Genomic DNA, 20,102 nt, shown 5'->3' on the forward strand with positions numbered 1-20,102 from the left:
CACCATGACCGTCATCGCCGATCCACACCGGCCACTGCCGGTCGATGTTACCCACCATGCCCACTTGACCGGCGTCTTCGCCCCACAGCGTGAGGAAGTGGACGTCGCAGACCTGAAGATCGTCGGCGACTTGCCCGACGACCTGAACGGCAGCTATCTCCGCAACGGTCCCAACCCACGGTTCGACCCGATCGGCTCATTCGTCTTTCCCCTGGACGGCGACGGGATGGTTCACCGCATCAGCATCGCAGGGGGTCAGGCGTCGTACAGCAATCGGTTCGTTCGCACGCCGATGGTCGAACTGGAAGAACAACGCGGAGAGGCCATCTGGTCCGGCTTGATGGACGGCTATACACCGCCCGCGTCGGTAGTCGGCGACGCACTCGCCGGAACCACCCGGCAACTCCCCGACATCAACATCGTCGAACACGCGGGCAGGCTCATGGCCATGGCCGAGAGCGACAAACCCTACCTGCTCGACCGTGCTCAGCTCGAGACTCTGGGCCAGGAGGACTGCGACGGCGCGATGCGCGTCGGAAGCACTGCGCACCCGAAGATCGACCCACACACCGGTGAGATGGTGCTGTTCAATTACAGCCTCGAAGCGCCGTACCTTACCTGGTCCGTCGTAGGAGCAGACGGGAATGCCCTTCGCTCACCGACGCCGGTGCCGGGTCTGGACAAGCCGATGATGATTCACGACATGGCTCTGACCGAAAAGTACATCGTGCTCTTCGTCAACCCATTGGCCTTCGATCTCGCTGCGGCCATGACCGGTGGCAGCCTGCTGGCCTGGCACCCGGAGGACGGCACCCGCATCGCGATGATCCCGCGTGCCGGTGGTGGAGTCCGATGGATCGACACCGACACATTCTGGGTATGGCACTTCGCCAATGCCTTCGACAATCCTGACGGCACCGTGACCGTCGACTACGTCGAGCATCTCTACCCGATGGGATTCGCACAGACCTCGGTACCCAATCACTCGACGTTGATGCGAGCGCACTGCACTCCGTCGACGGGTGCGATCACGCGCACACAGATCAGCGAACGGACCGGTATCGAGTTCCCGCGAGTCGACGATCGGTTACTCACTCGCGACCACCGTCGCATTGCTACCGTCGGTCGGGCGGACGAGGATCACGACGTCCTCGAATCGCTGTGGTTCCACGACGTACACACAGGCCGCGACGACGTGTGGACTCCGGGCGTCGCCCTCGGCGAACCCATCTACATTCCAGGTGAACAGCGCGACTATTGGGGAGCGATCGGCACCGATCCCGCCGACATGAAATCGCGGTTCTACGTGCTCGACGCCGAAAGTCCAGCAGACGGTCCGCTTGCGACGATCGAGCTGCCCATCAGAGTCCCGGCAGGACTGCACGGCGCCTGGCTACCAGCGCGGTAGACGCGAAGCGCCAGGGGCAGAGCCGAACTCGACTGCCGATTTCGTGAGCGACCAGCTGGAGAGGGTGTTCATGGCCTGGTGGGAGTCGGTACCGCCCTCGGTCGTGTAGACGAACAGCGTTTGACTGGGATCACCGGGCATGGTGAGCGTTTCGTAGCTGACGGTCAACTCCCCCACCAATGGATGTCGAAGTCGCTTTGATCCGAACGTCCGCTGATACACCCGGTTTTCACTCCACCAGCGTCGGAATTCAGGGCTAAGGCTGGTGAGCTCATCGATCAGATTCTTGATTCCCTTGTCGTCGGGGTAATTTCCGACGTCGAACCTGAGACTCTCGACAGCTGCACGCGCGTGAATTTCCCAGTCGACGAACAATCGGCGAGCGTCGTCCGCGACGAACATCCACCGCGCATAGTTGCGTTCGCTCGGACGCATCGACTCGAAGTCGGCGAACAACGCGTTCGCCATTCGATTGCTCGCAAGCACGTCTGACCGTCGTCCGAGTATCAACGCCGGCTGACCGTCGAGCGAGTCGACAAGCTGTCGCAGGCCCGGCCGTACCCGCTGCACCGGCCTCGACCGGGCATGGCCGCTCGACGTGGTCCCGACCAGATTGCCCAGATGTACTCGCCCAGCCTCGCCGAGACCGAGTGCTCGGGCAATGGCGTCGAGAACTCCCGATGACGGTGTTATTCGTCGTCCTTGTTCCAGACGCGTGTAGTAGTCGGTGGACACCCCGGCAAGGAGCGCGACTTCCTCGCGGCGCAATCCCGGCACTCGACGCACTCGGCCGTCCTGGGGCAAGCCGGCACGCGATGGGTCACAATCCGCCCGGGCGCGCCTGAGGTAGTCGGCCAACTCCTGGTTGACGTCTGGCATGTTGGAAGCATCTCAGAAATGTGACCGTCGTGCCTGGCCCGCTCAGTCCTAGTCATGCAATTCCGAGGACGAAGAGGGTGCGTTATGGCCGAATTTCGACCGTAGTTCTGGCTCACGATCGAGTGGTCGAGGAAAGTCCCGACCTGATCGCACGAGGAGTCTCCCTATGCCCTACCCCACCGCCTCACCTGCAACCTGGTTCGTCACCGGCACGTCGCGAGGCCTCGGTCTCGAGCTCGTCAAGCAGCTTCTGGACCGCGGCGACAACGTGACAGCGACGACCCGCTCACCGGGGCGCCTCACCGCGGCGCTGGGCGAGATGGACACGCAGCGACTGTTGATCGTCGACGTCGACCTGGTCGACAGTGGTTCGGTCTCGAGCGCTGTCACCGAGACCGTCGAACACTTCGGCAGGCTCGACGTAGTGGTCAACAACGCTGGCTACGGACTCATCGGATCCGTCGAAGACACCACCGATGTCGAGGCCCGAGCGATGTTCGACATTCACATCTTCGGGGTGTGGAACGTCTTGCGCGCCGCTCTGCCGATTCTTCGTACACAGGGCAATGGTCACATCATCAACCTGTCTTCGGTTTTCGGTCTCGTAGCCGGTCCTGGCTGGGGACTCTACAACGCAACGAAGTTCGCCCTCGAAGGCCTCAGCGATGCTCTTGCACAGGAGGTTGCAGAACTCGGCGTCAAGGTCAGCGTCGTGGAACCGGGTTACTTCCGAACAGACTTCCTGACCGCCGATTCGCTGGCGATGCCCGAGAGCGTGAACGAGGCGTACGTCCATATCCATGAGACGACTCGCACCCACCTTGCTCTTCACGGCAGCCAACTCGGTGACCCGACGAAGGGGGCCACCGCCATCATCGACATGGCCGTGGCGGGTGACGGCCCGCTGCATCAGCTTCTCGGTTCGGATTCGTACGCCTACGCCACCGCCAAGCTCGAGAGCCTGCGTGCAGATTTCGAGGCCGGGCGCGAACTGGCACACAGCACCGACCATCAGGCATGAGCCCCATACGCCTCTCGCGGCAGCGGCGACGACGCTGCCGCGAGACGCGGGCACTACCGGGTGACGAGTTCGTAGACAAGCAATCCCGAGAGCGAGAGGATCGAGACGAACCCTAGACCTCCGATAATGTTCTTGAACATAGTGTTTCGGAGGTCACCCATGAGCTGACGATTGTTGCTCATGATGAACAGAAGCAGCGCGAGAAGCGGCGCGATCAAGACTGTGAGTGCCTGGGCAACGATGATCAGTTGGATCGGCGACGCCGTGAACATCAGGGTGATCACCAGTCCCCATGCAAGGATGGCGGCGGCGGTCAACTTTGCGGTCGGGGTGCTCGGCGACGATCCCTTGCCGAGTGCGTCCGAGAGCATCGTTCCGCCGGCGGTGGCGTTTGCGACCATCGACGAAAACGCTGCTCCGGACAGTCCCAACGCGAAGATCGTGGATCCGACGGGGCCGGCGATCGGCTCGAAGATCTTCGCGAGACCGACGAGGCTTGTGGCCTCGGCATTCTCGCGACCCAACACGGCCGCGGCGACAACGATCACCAGAGCGGTCATGATGCCGGGTGCCACGATGCCCGGAACCGTGTCGGCAATGGTTGTCCGCCGGTACTCGGCGCGGGTGCGACCGCGCTCGTGAATTCCGTAGGAGGTGAAGAACGCGGCATTGAGTGAGAAGTTGGTGCCAACCAATGCGACGACGAGCAACGCACTGCCAGGTGGAACTGTGGGCATCACACCATCGAGCGCCTGGTACCAGTCGGGCTTGGAGATGACAGCGCTGATGATGAACGTCGCACCCAGCAGCCCCACGATGACGAGCAGGACCCGCTCTACCGCACGGTAGACGTTGCGGAACAACAAAATCAAACCGACGAACAGCGTGCACGCGACGGTCCACACGAGTGGTGATCCGCCGAACACCATCGACAGGCCTAGCCCGGAGCCCACTGCATTGCCTACGGAGAAGCACAGCGTGATGAGGACGACGCCGAGGCCTGCTGCGACTCCGACCCGCTGTCCGAGAACATCTTTGACGGAACTGATCAACGACGTCGGGGTACGGATGCCGAGTCGGACGCTCATGTCGGCGTAGATCAGCATGAAGATCGTCGACAGGACGATGACCCAGATAAGTGTGTAGCTGAACCTGCTACCGGCTTCGACTGCACTGGCGAGGTTGCCGGGGCCGAACTGCCAGGCGCCGGCGATGAACGCGGGGCCCGCCATCGCCAGCGTGCTCAGCAGTGACTTCCATTTGGTCGAAGCGCCCGGTGGTGGTACTGCGTCAGGAACGGTCGCGGACCGTGCCACCTGTGTTGTTCGGTGCTGACTCATGACGAGCCTTTCTTCGAGGTGCTCTACGAACCGCTGGTAGGCAGTGTGCCCTCAAACTCAGCGCGGTGGGGAGCAGATACGAGAAGTGGATACTGGGATGTAGTCGAGCACGTCCTACCGGATCGAGATGGTGGGTGCCTACCGAAAACAGTCGTGCGCGTCCTGCACGGTCACCAGGTGCGCGTCGATCGAAGAAAGTGGTGACTCGGGCCCCTCCTGGACTATGACCTGGTAGGAGGGGCGCCGATGTCGGAACCTGGCGAACAGGTCAGACCAGGGCGGGAACGACTGAACCGAGGTTGGCGGAATCGAGAGCAGCCGCGATTTCGTCATGAGCACCTGCAGCGAGGGGCAGGAGTGGTGAACGAACGGTTGCGTGCTCGAGGATTCCTCGGTGGACGAGTCCTTCCTTGAGTGCGACGGTTCCTTCCATGTGCGAGCCGCGATGGTAGACATTCGCGGTCACAGGAAGCAGACGATCATGAATGGCTCGGGCAGCCGGGTAGTCCTGGGCCTTTCCGGCAGCGATGAGTTCGATGAGCGGCTCGGGAGCGAGGCCACCGTAACCGACGAGCAGCCCGTCGACATCGAACATGGTGTGCAGCAGGTATTCGTCGTGGCAGCTGAGAATCTGCAGTTCGGGGTTTTCCTTGCGCAGCACCGGAATTTCACGGTCCCAACGACGCATGTTGCGTACGCCGTTCTTGGTGGCGAAAACGCCTTCCTGCGCGGCGATCTCGAGCTGTGTGTCGAGGTTGTACGTTGCCTTGGTGACATCGGGGTACTGGAACAGGATCAGCGGCAGACCGGATCCTTCGTATAGCGCCTTGTAGCGGTCCTGGGGTGCACCGTCCTGGTAGCCGAAGCGCAACCACCCGTGCGAAGGGTAAACCAGACCGGCCGACGCACCCGCGTCGACGGCGCGCTTCGCCTCGTCGACGGATACCGCAGTGCCTTCTCCGGTGATGCCGGCGATGATCGGCAGTCGCCCCTCGACCGAGTCTTTGAACGCTCCGATGACGCGGGCCTGCTCGTCCTGAGTCAGGAAAGTTCCTTCACCGGCGTGGCCCAGAACGACCAGGCTCTTGACGCCGTCGATACTGCCGAGCCAGGAGCCGAGCCGATGGATCGCGTTGTAGTCGACGGCACCGTCGCGAGTGAAGGGAGTGATCGGTGCTGGATTCAGGCCGCGGAGGTCGAGGGTGCTCATTGGTCATCCTTCTGTCTTCGAGTGGGAACGTTGTCGGGAACGTTTGCATAACGATAGACGCCCCCTCCGGAATGTGTCAACCATCACTTTCCGATGTAGTTGTCGAGCAGATCTCACCCGTGCAGCTCATCGAGTCGATTCCCGCAAACGTTCCCGGGATATTTTCATGCGTTGTAGCCTGGAGCGTGTCGGTACGTCGGCGACGCGGACTCGACATGGACCGCCGAACAACTACGAAAGTAAGGTTCAACAGATGCGCTCGACCCGCGGTGGACTGACGTCGGACCGAACAGACGCGGTCACTCTGCGGGATGTTGCGAAAGCTGCCGGTGTCAGCATCTCCACTGTGAGCCGAGTGCTCGACGACCGCGCTGCCCCCTCTCGGTCTGCGACGGCGGTGCGGGTGCGGGAAATAGCAGAACAGCTCGGCTATCGGCGCAACACCTTCGCATCGAATCTTCGACGAGGCGCAACCGCCACGATCGGCGTACTGGTACCGCGGCTATCGGACACGGTGATGGCCTTGATGTTCGAGGCACTAGGCAGAGCCGCCGGCAAACACGGCTACTACGCCATTGTCGCAACCAGCGGAGACGACCCGACAGACGAGTGGAACGCGGCTCAGTCATTGCTGGAACGCAATGTGGATGGAGTTGTCCTTGCGACCAGCCGCAACGAGGACCCTCTGCCTGCACATCTGCGCGACAACGGAATCCCGCACGTTCTGGTTCTTCGGACCGACAACGAGAGTCCATCGTCGATCGGAGACGACGAGACGGGGGGCTATCTCGCGGTTCGCCATCTAATCGATCTCGGCCATACCGACATCGCCGTATTGTCCGGCCCTCTGTTCACCTCCAGCGCCATCGGGCGCTTGGCAGGCGCACGGCGCGCGTTCGCCGAGGCTGGACTCGAATCCGACGCGGCCTGGACCATCGAGACCGGATACGGCATCGAAGCAGGCGCGGTCGCGGGAAATCAATTATTGGAAGGCCGTAGACGCCCCACCGCAGTATTTGCAGCCAATGACAACCTGGCCCTCGGGGTGTTGTCCGCGGCACACCGACATCAGCTGATGGTCGGCCACGACCTATCCCTCGTCGGCTACAACGATATTCCGCTCGCTCAACTGCTTCCTGTCCCACTTACATCCGTACACACTGCATTCGATCAGATTGCAAGCACTGCAATGGACTTGCTTCTCGACCGAACCGACAACACTTCGCCGATCAAAATGGCGTTACCGACGCTGATTCCCCGTCAGTCCTCCGGTCGGCGCCGCTGATCACATCTACGCGGGCCGAAGGTCTTGCGGACGAGTCGTTCTGCGCGCTTCGCGGCCGCATCGGACGCACTGACATAAGGGGCGCTCCGCGCCCAGTGGCACGAATAAGTGCATTGCCGTGCACTCAACCGCGCCACTGGCTCGGAGCGCCAGGTATACCCACGTGTGGGCTAGTGGACGTCACGTCCCACTAACCGTCGCGCGCTCAATATAGTTACTGCTCATGCACTCCGACACCGACGACCGTCACAATCGCGCTGGTAGGTTGCGAGACGTCCCTGCGGTGGTCAAGTTGCTACTGATGTCGATGGCACTGTTCAACATCGGCTTCTACCTGGTCGTTCCGTACCTTGCCGTGCACCTGTCGGACACACTCGACTTCAGCGCTGCCATGGTCGGCATCGTTCTCGGGCTGCGGACTTTCAGCCAACAAGGCATGTTCTTCCTCGGCGGAAGCATCGGCGACCGCCTAGGCCGCCGACCGGTCATACTGTGCGGCATATCGATTCGCATCATCGGCTTCGTGGTCCTGGCGGTGGCCGACAATTCCGCCGCAGTCGTGCTGGGTGTGCTGCTGATCGGCTTCGCGGCGGCATTGTTCGCTCCCGCAGTGGAGTCCGCCAACGCAGAATTCGGACGCGAACTCGAACAGAGCGGCATCATGCGTCGCACCGAGTTGTTCGGGTGGGAACAGATGAGCAGTCGCCTCGGCACAGTCATCGGACCGGTCCTCGGTGCGGTACTGCTGGTGTTCCCGTTCGCGGTGAGCGCGGCTGCTGCTGCCATGCTCTTCGCGGGGCTGTGGGTCTGCTTCTACTTGCTCTTCCCCGCCAGAGATGTGACTGCGCCGTCGGTGGCGTTGCCCGAGGTGTGGAGAACGGTTGCGAAGAATCGAGCGTTCATGGTGTTCGCTGCGCTGTGCAGCATGCAGTTCGTAGCCTTGGCCCAGGTCTATCTCATGCTGCCCGAGCACCTCGATCGCACCGTCGGATCGCAGAATGCGCTGGGGTGGTTCTACGGGGGCGCCGCAGTGCTGGTCATTGTTGGACAGCGGCCGATGCTTCGAGCTGCTGGCCGGATCGGTCGACGAACGGCGATCGTAGGGGGTTTGACGCTGATGGCCGTTTCCTTCGTGATCCCCGCAGTCTCTTTCACATTCGGGAACCCCACAACTGTTGTTTCGTATGTGGTGTTGTCGGGGTGGCTCGCTGTGTTGTACCTCGGTCAGATGTTGATGGTTCCGACGATGCGCGACGCTCTTGCAGTTCTTGCGCGCGAACGACACTTGGGAGCGCACTTCGGAATGCTCAACACGATCGGCGGAACCCTTGCGCTCGGCGCGGGCGCTGGGACAGGGTTTCTCTACGATCATGCAGAGTCAGCGGCAGCACCCTGGCTGGCTACTGCCACTGTCACTGCCATTGCAGCTCTGCTGCTCTGGTTCTGGTCTAGAACTAACGACCCCTGGCCGTCTCGGCCTGATTGATCTGTTCGACGAACTGCGACAACACGAACGGGATGGTCAACGGGTTGGGCATCGAGACGGCGTCGCTGACGATCGGGTCGAGCGGAATCAGGCCACCGGTGCGCACGACCTCCATCGAGGCGAAGGTGGGTTGCTGCTCCATATCCGAGCGCGAACGTTCGTAGTTGTCGAACAAGAGGTAGTCGGCCTCGAGCAGGCTGTAGTTCTCGGCGGACAGTTCGGTGTTGAGCTTGCCCGCGAACCGGGCGGCCAGGGCCGGTGGTGGCGTGAATCCAAGTGCGGTCAGTAGTTGCGCGCGTGCTGATTCCGGACTGAACGCCCTGAGGTTGCCGTCACTCCACCGAATAACCAGAGCCGCCGACTTACCGACGAACTGCGGGTTTTCTTCGCGCGTTCGAGCAATCAACGCTTCGACATCGCGCACTTCGTTCTGCCCCGCGGTAGGCAACCCGACCGCGGTACCGATTCGGGTGGTGACCTCCTGCCACGGCAGAACCCAATCCACTTGGTCTGCTGCGTGCAACACCGTCGGTGCGATGGCACTGAGCTGCTGATATGTTTCTTCGTCGATCGCGTTGTTGACGGCGAGGATCAGATCAGGAGACGCCGCCGCGATGGTTTCTATGTCGAAATCGGTGGTCGCGTTCGCGAGCGATACTGGTTCACCCCCGGTGAGGGCCGGCTCTGCCCACACACCGATCCCGTCATCGGTGGATCCGTTCCAGACCGGCACGAGCACTGGCGTCAGCCCCAAGGACAGTAGAACGTCGGCATCACCGATACCCACCGCTGCGATCCGAGTCGGCGCCGAGTCAATCGTCGTTGCCCCGAACTTATGGTCGATCGTCACGGGAAACGCGTTCGGCTCGACGTTGCTCCCTGAAGAGAGAATGTTTGCGGAGCCAGCGCTTTCATCCGTTCCTGTGCAGGCGGTGACGGCCAATCCGGCCACAGTCGCGAAAGTCAAGGACAACATGGATCTACGCGTGATCGCTGGGTTCATCAAGCCTCCTGGGAAATGTGGTGTGGCTATCCTAACTGGAGAATCGCGGCTTTGGTCAGCGCTACGCGCAAGCCCGCCGCAGCTGACGCCCTATGCCCACACCTACGTCGTACGGAGCTTATCCAGTGACGCCGAGAATCTTGATCGCGAAGACGAGGCTGTCTCCCGCTTCGATGCCTGCGCGCGGTTGACCATCGGGGTACCCGTCTGCCGAGTTCATCGCGACGGCGACAGTAGACCCGACCGTCTGGCCTGCGATTGCCTTCTGGAAGCCTGACACGACTCCGTCGAGCGGGAACTCGGCGGGAGCGCCGCGCTCGTAGCTGCTGTCGAACACAGACCCGTCACGACCGTTGACGCCCATGTAGCAGACCGAGACCTCCGCGTCGTCCGCCACGATCTCACCCGTACCGGTCTGCAGTGTCTCCACCTGCGTCTCCGTCACCGCAAACGGTGCCTCGACATCGACGAGCGGTGCCGACGACTCCGTGGGACCGGTGACCGAGACGCTGCCGGTCGTACCAGAGAGTGTCCACTCCGGCTCGCCGTCGCTTCCCGGAACAGCGGTGGGACAGGTAGTGGTTGCGGGCGTTGTTTCAGCAGCCGATCCGGATGCCGGTGTCGCAGAATCGGATCCACACGCTGCGAGAGCAAGGACGAGCGACGCAGCACTGGCTACCAGTACACCGGACATAGATATGCGGGGTGAGTTCACGGGAGCAACGCTACAGAAGGTACTCCCCGTGCCGGCCATCAGCTGCCCTGATGAAACGGTCCCGCACCTGGCGCGGACAGACACTTGTCGCCGATGGCAATCGTGACATCCGATCCCTCGATCGGCTTCGTTCCGCGGAGGTGAAGGCAACGCCCTCTGCTCCTACGGTTGGGGTCGCTACCGACCATCACCCGTTGATTCAGGACGGCACATCGACATGACCCAAGGCTGGACATGACTGAACTACAGGGCGAACGGCCACCCGCTCCTCGGCGCAAGACGGTCAGTAACTCCTATCTCCACCGCCTTCAGCGTCGCCACTTCATCCTCTTCGATATCCTCCCGATCGTCGGTACCGTCGCCGCTGTCGGATTCCTTGCCGTCCAGCCGTTCGGCATCACCGAACTCGTGCTGTTCTTCTCGATGTGGCTGATCACCGGGCTAGGTATCACCGCCGGATACCACCGGTTGTTCACGCACCGCAGCTACAAAGCGAGCACGTGGGTATATGCGGTCCTCGCTGTTGCAGGCTCGATGGCCGGCCAGGGTCCAGTCGTCTCCTGGGTTGCGCTGCATCGTCGGCACCACGAGTGCAGCGACCGTGAGGGAGATCCTCATTCGCCGAACCTCGATGGATCGGGCATTCGCGGACGGATTCGCGGACTGGCCCACTCACACTTTCTGTGGATGCGTCGGCACGACTACCCGAACATCGTTCACTACGCGCCCGACCTTCTGAAGAATCCTGTCGTCATGCGTATCTCACGCCGCTACCACTTCTGGGTGGTCCTCGGACTGGTGATTCCGGCGGCCATCGGCGGGATCGCTCATATGAGCTGGCAGGGCGCGGTGAGCGGGCTCCTGTGGGGCGGGTTCGTCCGGATGTTCGTCCTCGAACACATCGTCTGGGCGATCAACTCCTTCCTGCACATGTTCGGAACGCGTCCATACGAATCGCGCGAGAACAGCCGCAATGCAGGGGTTTTGGCCCTGGTGACGTTCGGAGAGTCCTGGCACAACAACCACCATGCTTTCCCTGACTCCGCGTCGTTCGGACTCAATTGGTACCGCCTCGACCCCGGGTACTGGTTGATCAAGTTCTTGTCCCTTGTCGGCGCGGCCCACGACGTCGGGATCCCGACCCGCGAGCGTCGACATTCCAAGCGCAGGCGCCACCAGACACTCTCAGGAGCACAGCCATGACCGACATACTCGACCAGCAGTCCATCGCGCAGTGGTGCCAAGACTACGTCGCAGGGCTGTTGGACGTACCCGCAGACTCGATTGCGCTCGACGCGACGTTCGACCGTCTGGGGATCGACTCTGCCCACGCCGTCGCGCTGCTGATCGAGATCGAATCTCGTTACGGCATAGACCTTCCACCCGAGGCGTTGTTCGAGAATCCGACCCTGGGTGCAGTCGCACAGTACCTGTACGAGCATTCGAGCTGACGTGGAGACCGCAGACGCCATCAAATACCACTACGACGTCGGCAACGATTTCTACCGGCTGTGGCTCGACCCGTCGTTGACCTACTCGTGCGCTCTTCGAGAACCTGGCGACACGCTGGAACAGGCCCAGGATCGCAAACTGAGGTGGCATCTCGACGCCGTCGACGCAGACGAAGCCCGCAGTCTCCTCGATATCGGCTGCGGATGGGGCGCGATACTCGAGCGTGCATCGCTCGGCCATCATGTCGATCGTTGCACCGGTCTCACGCTGAGTGACGAGCAAGCGCACTACATTCGGGGCCGATCTCTTCCCGGTGTCGAGGTACGAACCGAGAACTGGATCGACTACCAGCCGGAGGAACCGGTAGACGCCATCGTGTCGATCGGCGCATTCGAGCACTTCGCCCGGCCGACCGATTCGCCTGCCGACAAGATTGCCGTCTATCGAGAGTTCTTCACCCGATGCGCCGGGTGGCTCGCCGACGGAGGAGCGCTGTCGCTGCAAACCATCGCCTACGCCAACATGTCACCGTCGAACGCGAACGCATTCATCAACAACGACATATTTCCCGACGCCGACTTACCGACGCTCGTCGAGATCACCTCCGCCGCCGAAGGAATCTTCGAGATCGTCAGCCTGCGCAACGACCGGACCGACTACGCGTGGACCTGCGAGGAGTGGGTATCTCGACTTCGCGCCCAGCGGCCGCGCGCCGTCGAACTGGTCGGCGACGACGTCGTGCAACGGTACGAGCGGTATCTGAAGATGTCGGCGCTGGGATTCAGAATGGGAAAGATCGGGCTCCTGCGCATCGTATTGCGTCCATATGTCAGCCATTTCGGAAGCCGACGATGACATCCGTTACCCGAGCAGACACAGTCCGATTCAATCCATTCTCCCCGGCCTTCCGAAGAAACCCGTACCCCTGCTACGACCAGCTACGCACACAGTCCCCGGTTCACCGAACGCTCGGGATGTGGGTGCTCACCCGACACTCGGACGTTCGACACGTCCTGCGCGACGACATGTTCAGCGCTGCGTTGATCCCTGAGCTGGTCTCGGCGCAAACAGCTCGGTACGGACGGGAGGACGCCGTTGCCGTCCGCCGAATGGGGACGAAATCGCTGGTTTTCACCGACGATCCAGAACACAGGAGACTGCGTGAGCTAGCGAATCGAATCTTCGGAGGCCGCGCGATCGCCTCCTTGCGCGAGCACGTACGTATGACCTCGGAGACTCTGCTGCAGAATGCACTGCGCACCTGCGCACCTGTCGACGTGATCGCGGACTATGCAACTCTCCTTCCCATCACGGTGATCTGTGACTGGATGAACCTGCCTGCGTCGATGCGACCGGATATCGGCCGTTGGACGCACGACATACGCTTCCTTCTCGAGCCGACGTTGATGACAGCGACGGATCTCGACCGCGTCCACTCCGTCGTCGACGCGTTCACCCTGGCCTTGCAGCACGTGGTCTTCGAGCGCCGCGACCACCCCGGCACAGACTTGATCAGTCGAATGCTCTCTGCGACAACCGATACCGACGAGCTGTCTGTCGACGAGATCGTCGTGCTGTGCATCATGTGCTTCGTCGCGGGCAACGAGACGACGACCGCGCTCATCGGCAATACAACCCTCGTGCTGCTGTCCCGTCCCGACTTGGTGACGGCACTGCGCGCCGGGTCGCTGCCCGTGCGCGCCATCATCGACGAATCTGTGCGCTACGACAGTCCTCTGCAGATGACCAAGCGCGTCGCGAAAGTCGACACCGAGATCGGCGGCCACCACATACACGCAGGAGATCACCTGCTGCTGTGCATCGGCGCAGCGAATCGGGACCCTGACGTGTTCGACCGGCCCGACGACTTCGATCCCGCCCGCACCGGGGCCACACACGTCGGCTTCGGACACGGCATGCATCGATGCCTCGGTGCCCTTCTGGCTCAGATGCAGGCAGAGATCGCCGTCGAGACGCTCTTCACGCAACACGACCCACGACGAACCGACACGACCCCACTGCAATGGCAGACCCGGAGCTCGATTGTGCGCGGGCTTGCCCACTTGCCGGTGGCGCTGTGAGTTCACGGCAATGGTTCGCCCCCGCGGTCACCGTCGACATCCGGCCGACGAGCGCCACCGTGCCCCTTCTACTCATCCCCCATGCCGGGGCAGGCGCATCGTCGTTTGCACGGTGGAGGTTTCCGGCGTCGATCACTGCACATCCCGTCCAGCTCCCGGGACGGGAAGGCGCCGCAGCGGAACCACCACTGCGCGACATCCACACGATCGTGGCCGCGCTCGCGGCGCAGGTCGGACGTTCAGTGGACAGATCCGTTGCGCTGTACGGCCACAGCATGGGAGCCCTTGTCGCGTTCGAATTGGCACGGGCCCTCACCGACGCAGGGACGCCGCCGCGCCATCTGTTCGTCTCGGGTAGGCGGGCGCCGCACCTGGCGGCCAGCAGGCGGACCGTCCACCGACTGCCAGAACCGCAATTCGTGGCCGCCCTCGAAGAAATGGGGGGAACATCGCGCGCCGCGCTGCGAAGCGCATCGTTGCTGCGGTACACAGTCAAGGTCAGTCGGGCCGATCTCGAGGTGTGCGAGACGTATTCGTATCGAGACCGTACCGAGCTTCCATGTCCGATAACAGGATTCCACGCTCAGAACGATCCCGTCGTCGATCCTGACGAAATCTCCGCGTGGAGTCAGCACACGAACGACGCCTTCGCTACACACTCCTTCACGGGAGGACACTTCTTCCACCAAGATCATCGCACCACGATCGCCGCGATCATCGGTGACGCTCTGTGACCGCTCTGCTGACCGACATCCTTCGATCGAGGGCTCACGACACACCCAACGCTCGTGCGTACGTGTTCCTCGACACCGCCGGCGACGAAGCCGAGGTCCTCACCTACCACCGACTACACACGCGCGCACAGGGCGTCGCGAGTGCTCTGCGCACCCAGTGCAGGCCAGGAGAACGCGCACTGTTGCTGTTCGGACCAGGACTCGACTTCATCGTCGCGTACTTCGGATGTCTGTATGCGGGTGTGATCGCCGTTCCGGTGAACCCGCCGCGGCCAGGCAGGCCGCACGATGCCACGAACAGCATCGTCGTGGACTGCGCGCCGTCGGTCGTCTTGTCCGACGCGCCGACGCGATCCGCCAGTGAAGACGAACTGGGTGCGGTGACAGGCAGGCTCAGATGGATAACGGTCAGCGAGACGCCGGAGGGTGGCGACGAGGAATATGCTCCACCGGAACACGATTCGACTGCGTTCCTGCAATACACGTCCGGATCCACGTCACGTCCGAAAGGTGTTCGCGTCACCCACCGCAATCTGATTGCCAACCAACGCATGATCGCGTCCGCGTTCAGCCATGATCGTCACTCCACGTTCGTCGGCTGGGCGCCGCTCTTCCACGATCAGGGCCTGATCGGCAACGTTCTCCAGCCGCTGTACCTCGGCAGCACCAGTATCTTGATGTCGCCGTGGACCTTCATCCGCCGGCCGCTGCTCTGGCCCCTCACGGTGGCGAAGTATCGGGCACACACAAGCGGAGGACCCAATTTCGCATTCGACGCGTGTGTAGCGCACGCCGAGCGAACCTCGATACCTACCGACCTCGATCTCGCGTCGTGGCAGGTGGCCTTCAACGGTGCAGAGCCCATCCGCGCAGACACGATCGAACGCTTCGTATCTACGTTCGCGCCCTACGGATTTCTCCGCTCGGCGATGTACCCGTGCTACGGGCTGGCCGAAGCGACGTTGTTCGTGGCAGGGAGCGTGAAGGGCCGCGGACCACGAACCCTGATCGTCGACGCCGACGAACTCACACGCGGCCGATTGACCCCCGCCGCTGACGCCCCGTCACGTACGGTCGTCGGATCGGGCGTACCCGCTGCCGACGGAAACGTCCGAATAGCGGACCCGAACTCAGCAGAGTCGCTCGAGGACAACATGATCGGCGAGATACGGGTTTCTGGTCCTCACGTGAGCCCCGGCTACTGGGGCCACAGCGAGACCGGAAAGGAACTGTGCACGGGCGACCTCGGTGCGGTCGTCGATGGTGAGCTGTACGTGGTCGGGCGCATCAAGGACGTCATCATCGTACGGGGCAAGAACTACTACCCGCATGACATCGAGAATACCGTGCGGATCCACGTCGGAGGGGCGAAGTCTTCGGCATGCGCGGCGTTCGCGATCGCAGACGCCCAAGGAATCGACAAGTTGGTGATCATTGCAGAGACGTCTGCCGATCACGAGGTGAGTCCGCCTGCGGTGCGAGAGGCAGTGACTCGCGAGCACGGACTCACGGTCGGTGAACTGGTCTTGACAGACATGCGACTGCAGAAGACCAGCAGCGGCAAGCTGATGCGAGCCGCTGCCAAAGCCCGCTACCTGAGGGGCGAGTTCAGCTAGAGATCCAGCACGAGGACCGAAGACGCCGCAGCCCTCGACACGCACACCATCATCGATTCGCCCCGTTCACGCTCGTCGTCGGACAGCACGGAATCCCGGTGAATGGGGCTCCCGCTGATCACCTTCGTCTCGCAACTCGAGCAGGTACCTTCTCGGCACGAGGTCGCGACCGAAACACCTGCTCGTTCGAGAGCGTCCACGAGCAACTGTCCGGCGCCAACTCGAATCACTTCCCCTGTACTGAGAAGTTGCACCTCGAAAGCAGAGTCCGGTTCCTCGGCGACAATAGGGCGCGGTGCGAACCGTTCGACATGCAGTGAACCGATACCGTGTTGCTCTGCCGCCGCGAGCAACGGCTCCGGTCCGCAGCAGTACACGCTGGCGTCGCCACCGGCGACCCGAGCAATGTCGGCAAGCGGCAGCATCCCGGCTTCGTCCTGCGGGAGTATCGCGACTCTGTCTCCATACGCGGCGAGTTCGTCGACGAACGCCATGGAAGCGCGGGTACGCCCCCCGTAGTACAACTTCCATTCCGCACCGCCACACTCGGCGGCGGCGATCATCGGAAGGATAGGAGTGATCCCGATCCCACCCGCTACGAACACATAAGCCGACGCGTCGACGAGAGGAAAGTTGTTGCGCGGCACAGAGACCTCGAGGGTGGATCCGAGTTGTGCGTGTTCGTGGAGGTAGGCCGACCCACCTCGGCCGTTCGGCTCACGCAGAACTCCGATGCGCCACCGTGACGGCTCCGCCGGTGAGCCACACAGCGAGTATTGCCGCACGTCATCGCCACCGACGCGGACGTCCACGTGCGCGCCGGCACTCCAACCGGGCAGGTCACCGTCGTCGGGTGACGCGAGTTCGAGTGAGATGACGTTCGCGGCAACATCCGAACGCCCGACGACGACCACGGTGAACATACCGGCTTCCAACACTCTGTGCTCCTTCGATCGAGGACTGTCGCACGCTCTAGGCTCGGGGAACACCGTCACCGCCGCACACCGTGGGTCCCATCGATGTCGTGCGATCGGCGTCGCCTATCGCGGCCCCTCGCGCACGACCTGCCGCACGACACTGGATGCCATGACAACCGTCGAACGAGACATCGATCGCATCGAGAGATCCGATACCCCCGAGACAGTCGATCTGCTGGTCGCCAGGACCGCCGCCTTCATCCAGGAACATGTTCTGCCTGTCGAGCGTGAGGTCGTGGTCGACGGCCGCGAAGTCGACGACGAGATGCGACTCGAACTGCAACGTAAGGCAAAGGACGCAGGCGTGTTCGGCCCCCTGTCGGACACCGAGTACGGCGGCCTGCAACTGTCCATGCGCACCCAGGCCCGCGTCCTCGAGGCGTCGGGCGCGAGCCTGCTGGGTCCGTTGTCGGTCAATGCATCAGCGCCCGACGACGGCAACATTCACTTGTTGAAGCACGCGGGAACCCCGGAACAGCGGGCACGCTACCTGGCTCCGCTGGCGTCCGGAGACGTGCGCTCGTCCATAGCGATGACCGAACCTGCTCCCGGGACGGGCTCCGATCCGGCCATGTTGCAGACCACGGCGCGCCGCTCCGGATCGGGCTGGGTGATCGACGGTGCCAAACACTTCACGACGGGAGCCGCCGGCGCGGCCTTCACCATCGTCATGGCCGCGACTCCGAGCGGTCCGACTATGTTCCTGGTCGATCAGGACAACCCGGGTCTCCACGTCGGACGGCGCATGCCTACCCTCGACCACAGCATTCCCGGCGGGCACTGCGAGGTGCAGTTCACCGAGTGCGAGGTCTCCGCGGATGCCGTGCTCGGCGAAGAAGGAAAAGGCTTGCAGTACGCCGGAGTTCGGCTCGCACCGTCCCGTTTGGTCTTCTGCATGAATTGGCTCGGCCTAGCCGTGCGAGCACATGAAATGGCTGCCCGACACATCGTCGGCCGCTCGTCCTTCGGTGTTCCGATCGCTGACCACGGAATGGCGCAAGCCCATGTCGCCGACAGCGAGATCGATATCGAAGCCTCACGCGGTTTGATCCGCCGAGCTGCGGAGATCATCGACACCGAGGGTGCCGACTCCTCCGGCGCGCGCCACAGCGCCTCCATCGCAAAAACATTCGTCTCGGAAGCAGTGTGGCGAATTCTCGATCGATCGGTTCAGCTCCACGGCGGACTCGGCGTGTGCGAAGACCACCTCGTCGCCCGATTCCTCGTCGAGGCCCGCGCATTCCGCATCTACGAGGGCCCGTCGGAGGTTCTTCGGTGGTCCATAGCGCGCCGAGTACTGCGCCCCTTCCGCTGACCCATCCTTTTCACGCAACAGAACGGAGCACATCGTGTCCCTGTCCACCACCGGCCGCCGGGTCGGACTCTTCGCTGCCGCGTTCGGCAACATCGACGGCGACGCACCCGATTACGAGCGTCTTCGATCGGTGTCCAACTCCCTCGTGCCGTTCGGTAAACATGTTGGAACCACCGTCACCGAGATCGGACCCGATCGGGCCGTCGTCGATATCCCTCGCGAACCGCACGTGGTGAATCACATGAACACAGTCCATGCGGGCGCGTTGTTCACCGCTGCCGATATCGCCGGGGCGGCAGCGTTCGTCGGTGCCGCCGCCACGAGGCTGTACGTCGTCGAAAGTCTCGTGGTGCGCTCGGCGAACTCGACGTACCGCAAACCCGCCTCGGGACGAATTCGTGCGATCGCAACCGTCGACGAGCGAGAGATGCGAGCCATCCTCGCCGCCGAGTCCGACGCACGCTTCGAGCTCACGGGCAAAGCAGTGATGGTGAACGACGACGACATCACCGTCGCGAAATTCACCTTCGACTATGTGTGTGATGTCGTCGTGTCCGACGGGAAGGAATAGCCGATGTCCACCACCTCAGGAACACCCGCCGACCAGTCTGCCGAGAACGCCGCATCGACTCGGCGCCCCTCCGCATACTCGCTGCTCGAATCTTTCCCCGTCGAGGTTCCGGGCGGAATCACGTTCACGGTTCGATTGGTGCCGGCGGCGGACCCATCGGCTCCGGTGGTTCTCGTCCTCCCGGCAATGGTCATGAAGGCCAAGCACTACCTGCATCTCGCGAAAAGCCTCAATGCACAGGGAATGTCGGTCGCACTGTGCGATCTGCGTGGACAGGGCGAATGCACACCCGCGCTGCAGGATCAACCGAACTTCGGCTACCGGGAGATGATCGAGATCGATCTTCCCGCGGTGACGGCAGCAGTGCGAGATCGTTTCCCGAACAGTGAGCTTCACCTGTTCGGGCACAGTCTCGGGGGTCAGCTGTCACTGCTCTACGCGGCGGGGGAACCGGGCGCGGTCGACAGTGTCACGGTAATCGGTACCGGGACGGTCTATTGGCGCGCGTTCGGCATCCGGCGGTGGTTCGAGGCGCTGCGCGACATCCAGTGGATCGGCTTGGTCGCACGGGTCAAGGGGCACTGGCCGGGTGGCGTGCTGATTCCGGGGGCAATGGCGGGCCGCGTCATGGTCGATTGGTCACGGCATTCCCTGACCAGCCACTACCGGCCCGCTGGGACGTCCCGCAACTACGACCGCCTGCTCGCGGAGATGACGACACGGGTTCTGGCCATCTCGCTGGCCGACGACCGTCTCGGTCCCAAGTCGAACGTCGACTTCCTGGAATCGAAGTTGACGGCGGCGCCGGTGACGCGGTGGCACATCGACGCAGATTCCCCGGTGATCCACCGTGACCACTTCGAGTGGATCAAGGATTCACCCGTGATCGCGCGAGTCGCATCCGAGTGGGTTCGAACGGGTGTGTTGGATCGGACGGGCTTGGACGGGTGACGTGAGTCCAGCTTGCTGATCGCTCACCGGCGCGGTCCTGACGGCCGCAGTACGACGG

Annotated in this window: 19 protein-coding genes; 13 read left to right on the plus strand and 6 right to left on the minus strand. The window is 62.7% G+C overall.

All coding sequences use genetic code 11. The features are described 5' to 3' along the window. The first annotated feature begins 4 nt into the window (after positions 1-4). A complete protein-coding gene (locus tag ACODSO_RS03580; RefSeq protein WP_489035079.1) occupies positions 5-1,408 on the plus strand; it encodes a carotenoid oxygenase family protein in 1,404 nt (467 codons plus the stop codon). On the opposite strand, the gene ACODSO_RS03585 is transcribed toward ACODSO_RS03580, so the two are convergent. Beyond that, a complete protein-coding gene (locus ACODSO_RS03585; RefSeq protein ID WP_489035081.1) occupies positions 1,394-2,287 on the minus strand; it encodes a helix-turn-helix domain-containing protein in 894 nt (297 codons plus the stop codon). The genes ACODSO_RS03580 and ACODSO_RS03585 overlap by 15 nt on opposite strands. 166 nt (positions 2,288-2,453) lie before the next feature. Between ACODSO_RS03585 and ACODSO_RS03590 the strand changes: the two genes are divergently transcribed. After that, positions 2,454-3,308, plus strand: coding sequence for an SDR family NAD(P)-dependent oxidoreductase (locus ACODSO_RS03590; RefSeq protein WP_489035083.1), 855 nt, complete (start codon positions 2,454-2,456; stop codon positions 3,306-3,308). Positions 3,309-3,361: 53 nt separating this feature from the next. Here ACODSO_RS03590 and ACODSO_RS03595 read toward each other — a convergent pair whose 3' ends face one another. After that, the gene (locus tag ACODSO_RS03595; protein ID WP_489035113.1) at positions 3,362-4,540 is read right to left on the minus strand and encodes an Nramp family divalent metal transporter; all 1,179 of its coding nucleotides are present in this window, start codon (positions 4,538-4,540) and stop codon (positions 3,362-3,364) included. 376 nt (positions 4,541-4,916) lie between these two features. After that, positions 4,917-5,858 (minus strand): dihydrodipicolinate synthase family protein, encoded by a 942-nt coding sequence (locus ACODSO_RS03600; protein ID WP_489035084.1) that lies wholly within the window; start codon positions 5,856-5,858, stop codon positions 4,917-4,919. Positions 5,859-6,111: 253 nt separating this feature from the next. Between ACODSO_RS03600 and ACODSO_RS03605 the strand changes: the two genes are divergently transcribed. Together ACODSO_RS03605 and ACODSO_RS03610 are read left to right on the plus strand one after the other, a co-directional pair. Then, positions 6,112-7,143, plus strand: a complete 1,032-nt coding sequence (locus ACODSO_RS03605) for a LacI family DNA-binding transcriptional regulator (protein WP_489035085.1) — start codon at positions 6,112-6,114, stop codon at positions 7,141-7,143. 223 nt (positions 7,144-7,366) lie between these two features. Then, complete coding sequence (locus ACODSO_RS03610) at positions 7,367-8,629, plus strand: MFS transporter (RefSeq protein ID WP_489035087.1); 1,263 nt, start codon at positions 7,367-7,369, stop codon at positions 8,627-8,629. Here the strand turns inward: ACODSO_RS03610 and ACODSO_RS03615 are convergent. Beyond that, positions 8,598-9,479, minus strand: coding sequence for an ABC transporter substrate-binding protein (locus ACODSO_RS03615; protein ID WP_489035088.1), 882 nt, complete (start codon positions 9,477-9,479; stop codon positions 8,598-8,600). The genes ACODSO_RS03610 and ACODSO_RS03615 overlap by 32 nt on opposite strands. A 271-nt stretch (positions 9,480-9,750) precedes the next feature. Further along, the gene (locus ACODSO_RS03620) at positions 9,751-10,326 is read right to left on the minus strand and encodes an FKBP-type peptidyl-prolyl cis-trans isomerase (protein ID WP_489035114.1); all 576 of its coding nucleotides are present in this window, start codon (positions 10,324-10,326) and stop codon (positions 9,751-9,753) included. 255 nt (positions 10,327-10,581) lie between these two features. Between ACODSO_RS03620 and ACODSO_RS03625 the strand changes: the two genes are divergently transcribed. The 6 genes from ACODSO_RS03625 to ACODSO_RS03650 are packed head-to-tail and all read left to right on the plus strand — an operon-like array spanning position 10,582 to position 16,230. Next, complete coding sequence (locus ACODSO_RS03625) at positions 10,582-11,550, plus strand: acyl-CoA desaturase (RefSeq protein ID WP_489035090.1); 969 nt, start codon at positions 10,582-10,584, stop codon at positions 11,548-11,550. Beyond that, a complete protein-coding gene (locus tag ACODSO_RS03630; protein ID WP_489035091.1) occupies positions 11,547-11,798 on the plus strand; it encodes an acyl carrier protein in 252 nt (83 codons plus the stop codon). Before ACODSO_RS03625 ends, ACODSO_RS03630 begins: the two co-directional genes overlap by 4 nt. Position 11,799: 1 nt before the next feature. Continuing rightward, positions 11,800-12,654: a class I SAM-dependent methyltransferase gene (locus ACODSO_RS03635; protein ID WP_489035093.1), complete on the plus strand. Its 855-nt coding sequence runs from the start codon at positions 11,800-11,802 to the stop codon at positions 12,652-12,654. After that, entirely contained in the window at positions 12,651-13,880 is a 1,230-nt protein-coding gene (locus ACODSO_RS03640) for a cytochrome P450 (RefSeq protein WP_489035094.1), read from the plus strand. Before ACODSO_RS03635 ends, ACODSO_RS03640 begins: the two co-directional genes overlap by 4 nt. After that, on the plus strand, positions 13,877-14,614 hold the full coding sequence (locus tag ACODSO_RS03645; protein ID WP_489035095.1) for a thioesterase II family protein: 738 nt from the start codon (positions 13,877-13,879) through the stop codon (positions 14,612-14,614). The genes ACODSO_RS03640 and ACODSO_RS03645 overlap by 4 nt, the downstream gene beginning before the upstream one ends. After that, entirely contained in the window at positions 14,611-16,230 is a 1,620-nt protein-coding gene (locus ACODSO_RS03650; protein ID WP_489035096.1) for a fatty acyl-AMP ligase, read from the plus strand. The genes ACODSO_RS03645 and ACODSO_RS03650 overlap by 4 nt, the downstream gene beginning before the upstream one ends. Here ACODSO_RS03650 and ACODSO_RS03655 read toward each other — a convergent pair. Continuing rightward, positions 16,227-17,168, minus strand: coding sequence for a PDR/VanB family oxidoreductase (locus ACODSO_RS03655; protein WP_489035097.1), 942 nt, complete (start codon positions 17,166-17,168; stop codon positions 16,227-16,229). The two genes, ACODSO_RS03650 and ACODSO_RS03655, sit on opposite strands and share 4 nt — an antisense overlap. A 148-nt stretch (positions 17,169-17,316) precedes the next feature. Here ACODSO_RS03655 and ACODSO_RS03660 point away from each other — a divergent pair, with 148 nt between their 5' ends. From ACODSO_RS03660 to ACODSO_RS03670, 3 genes are read left to right on the plus strand one after another with little or no spacing between them, the layout of a single operon-like run. Further along, on the plus strand, positions 17,317-18,522 hold the full coding sequence (locus ACODSO_RS03660) for an acyl-CoA dehydrogenase family protein (RefSeq protein ID WP_489035098.1): 1,206 nt from the start codon (positions 17,317-17,319) through the stop codon (positions 18,520-18,522). Positions 18,523-18,556: 34 nt separating this feature from the next. Beyond that, complete coding sequence (locus tag ACODSO_RS03665) at positions 18,557-19,093, plus strand: YiiD C-terminal domain-containing protein (RefSeq protein WP_489035099.1); 537 nt, start codon at positions 18,557-18,559, stop codon at positions 19,091-19,093. A 3-nt stretch (positions 19,094-19,096) separates the two neighbouring features. Next, entirely contained in the window at positions 19,097-20,044 is a 948-nt protein-coding gene (locus ACODSO_RS03670; RefSeq protein WP_489035100.1) for an alpha/beta hydrolase family protein, read from the plus strand. Positions 20,045-20,102: the final 58 nt, after the last annotated feature.

The sequence above is a fragment of the Rhodococcus sp. FG69 genome (assembly GCF_057808915.1).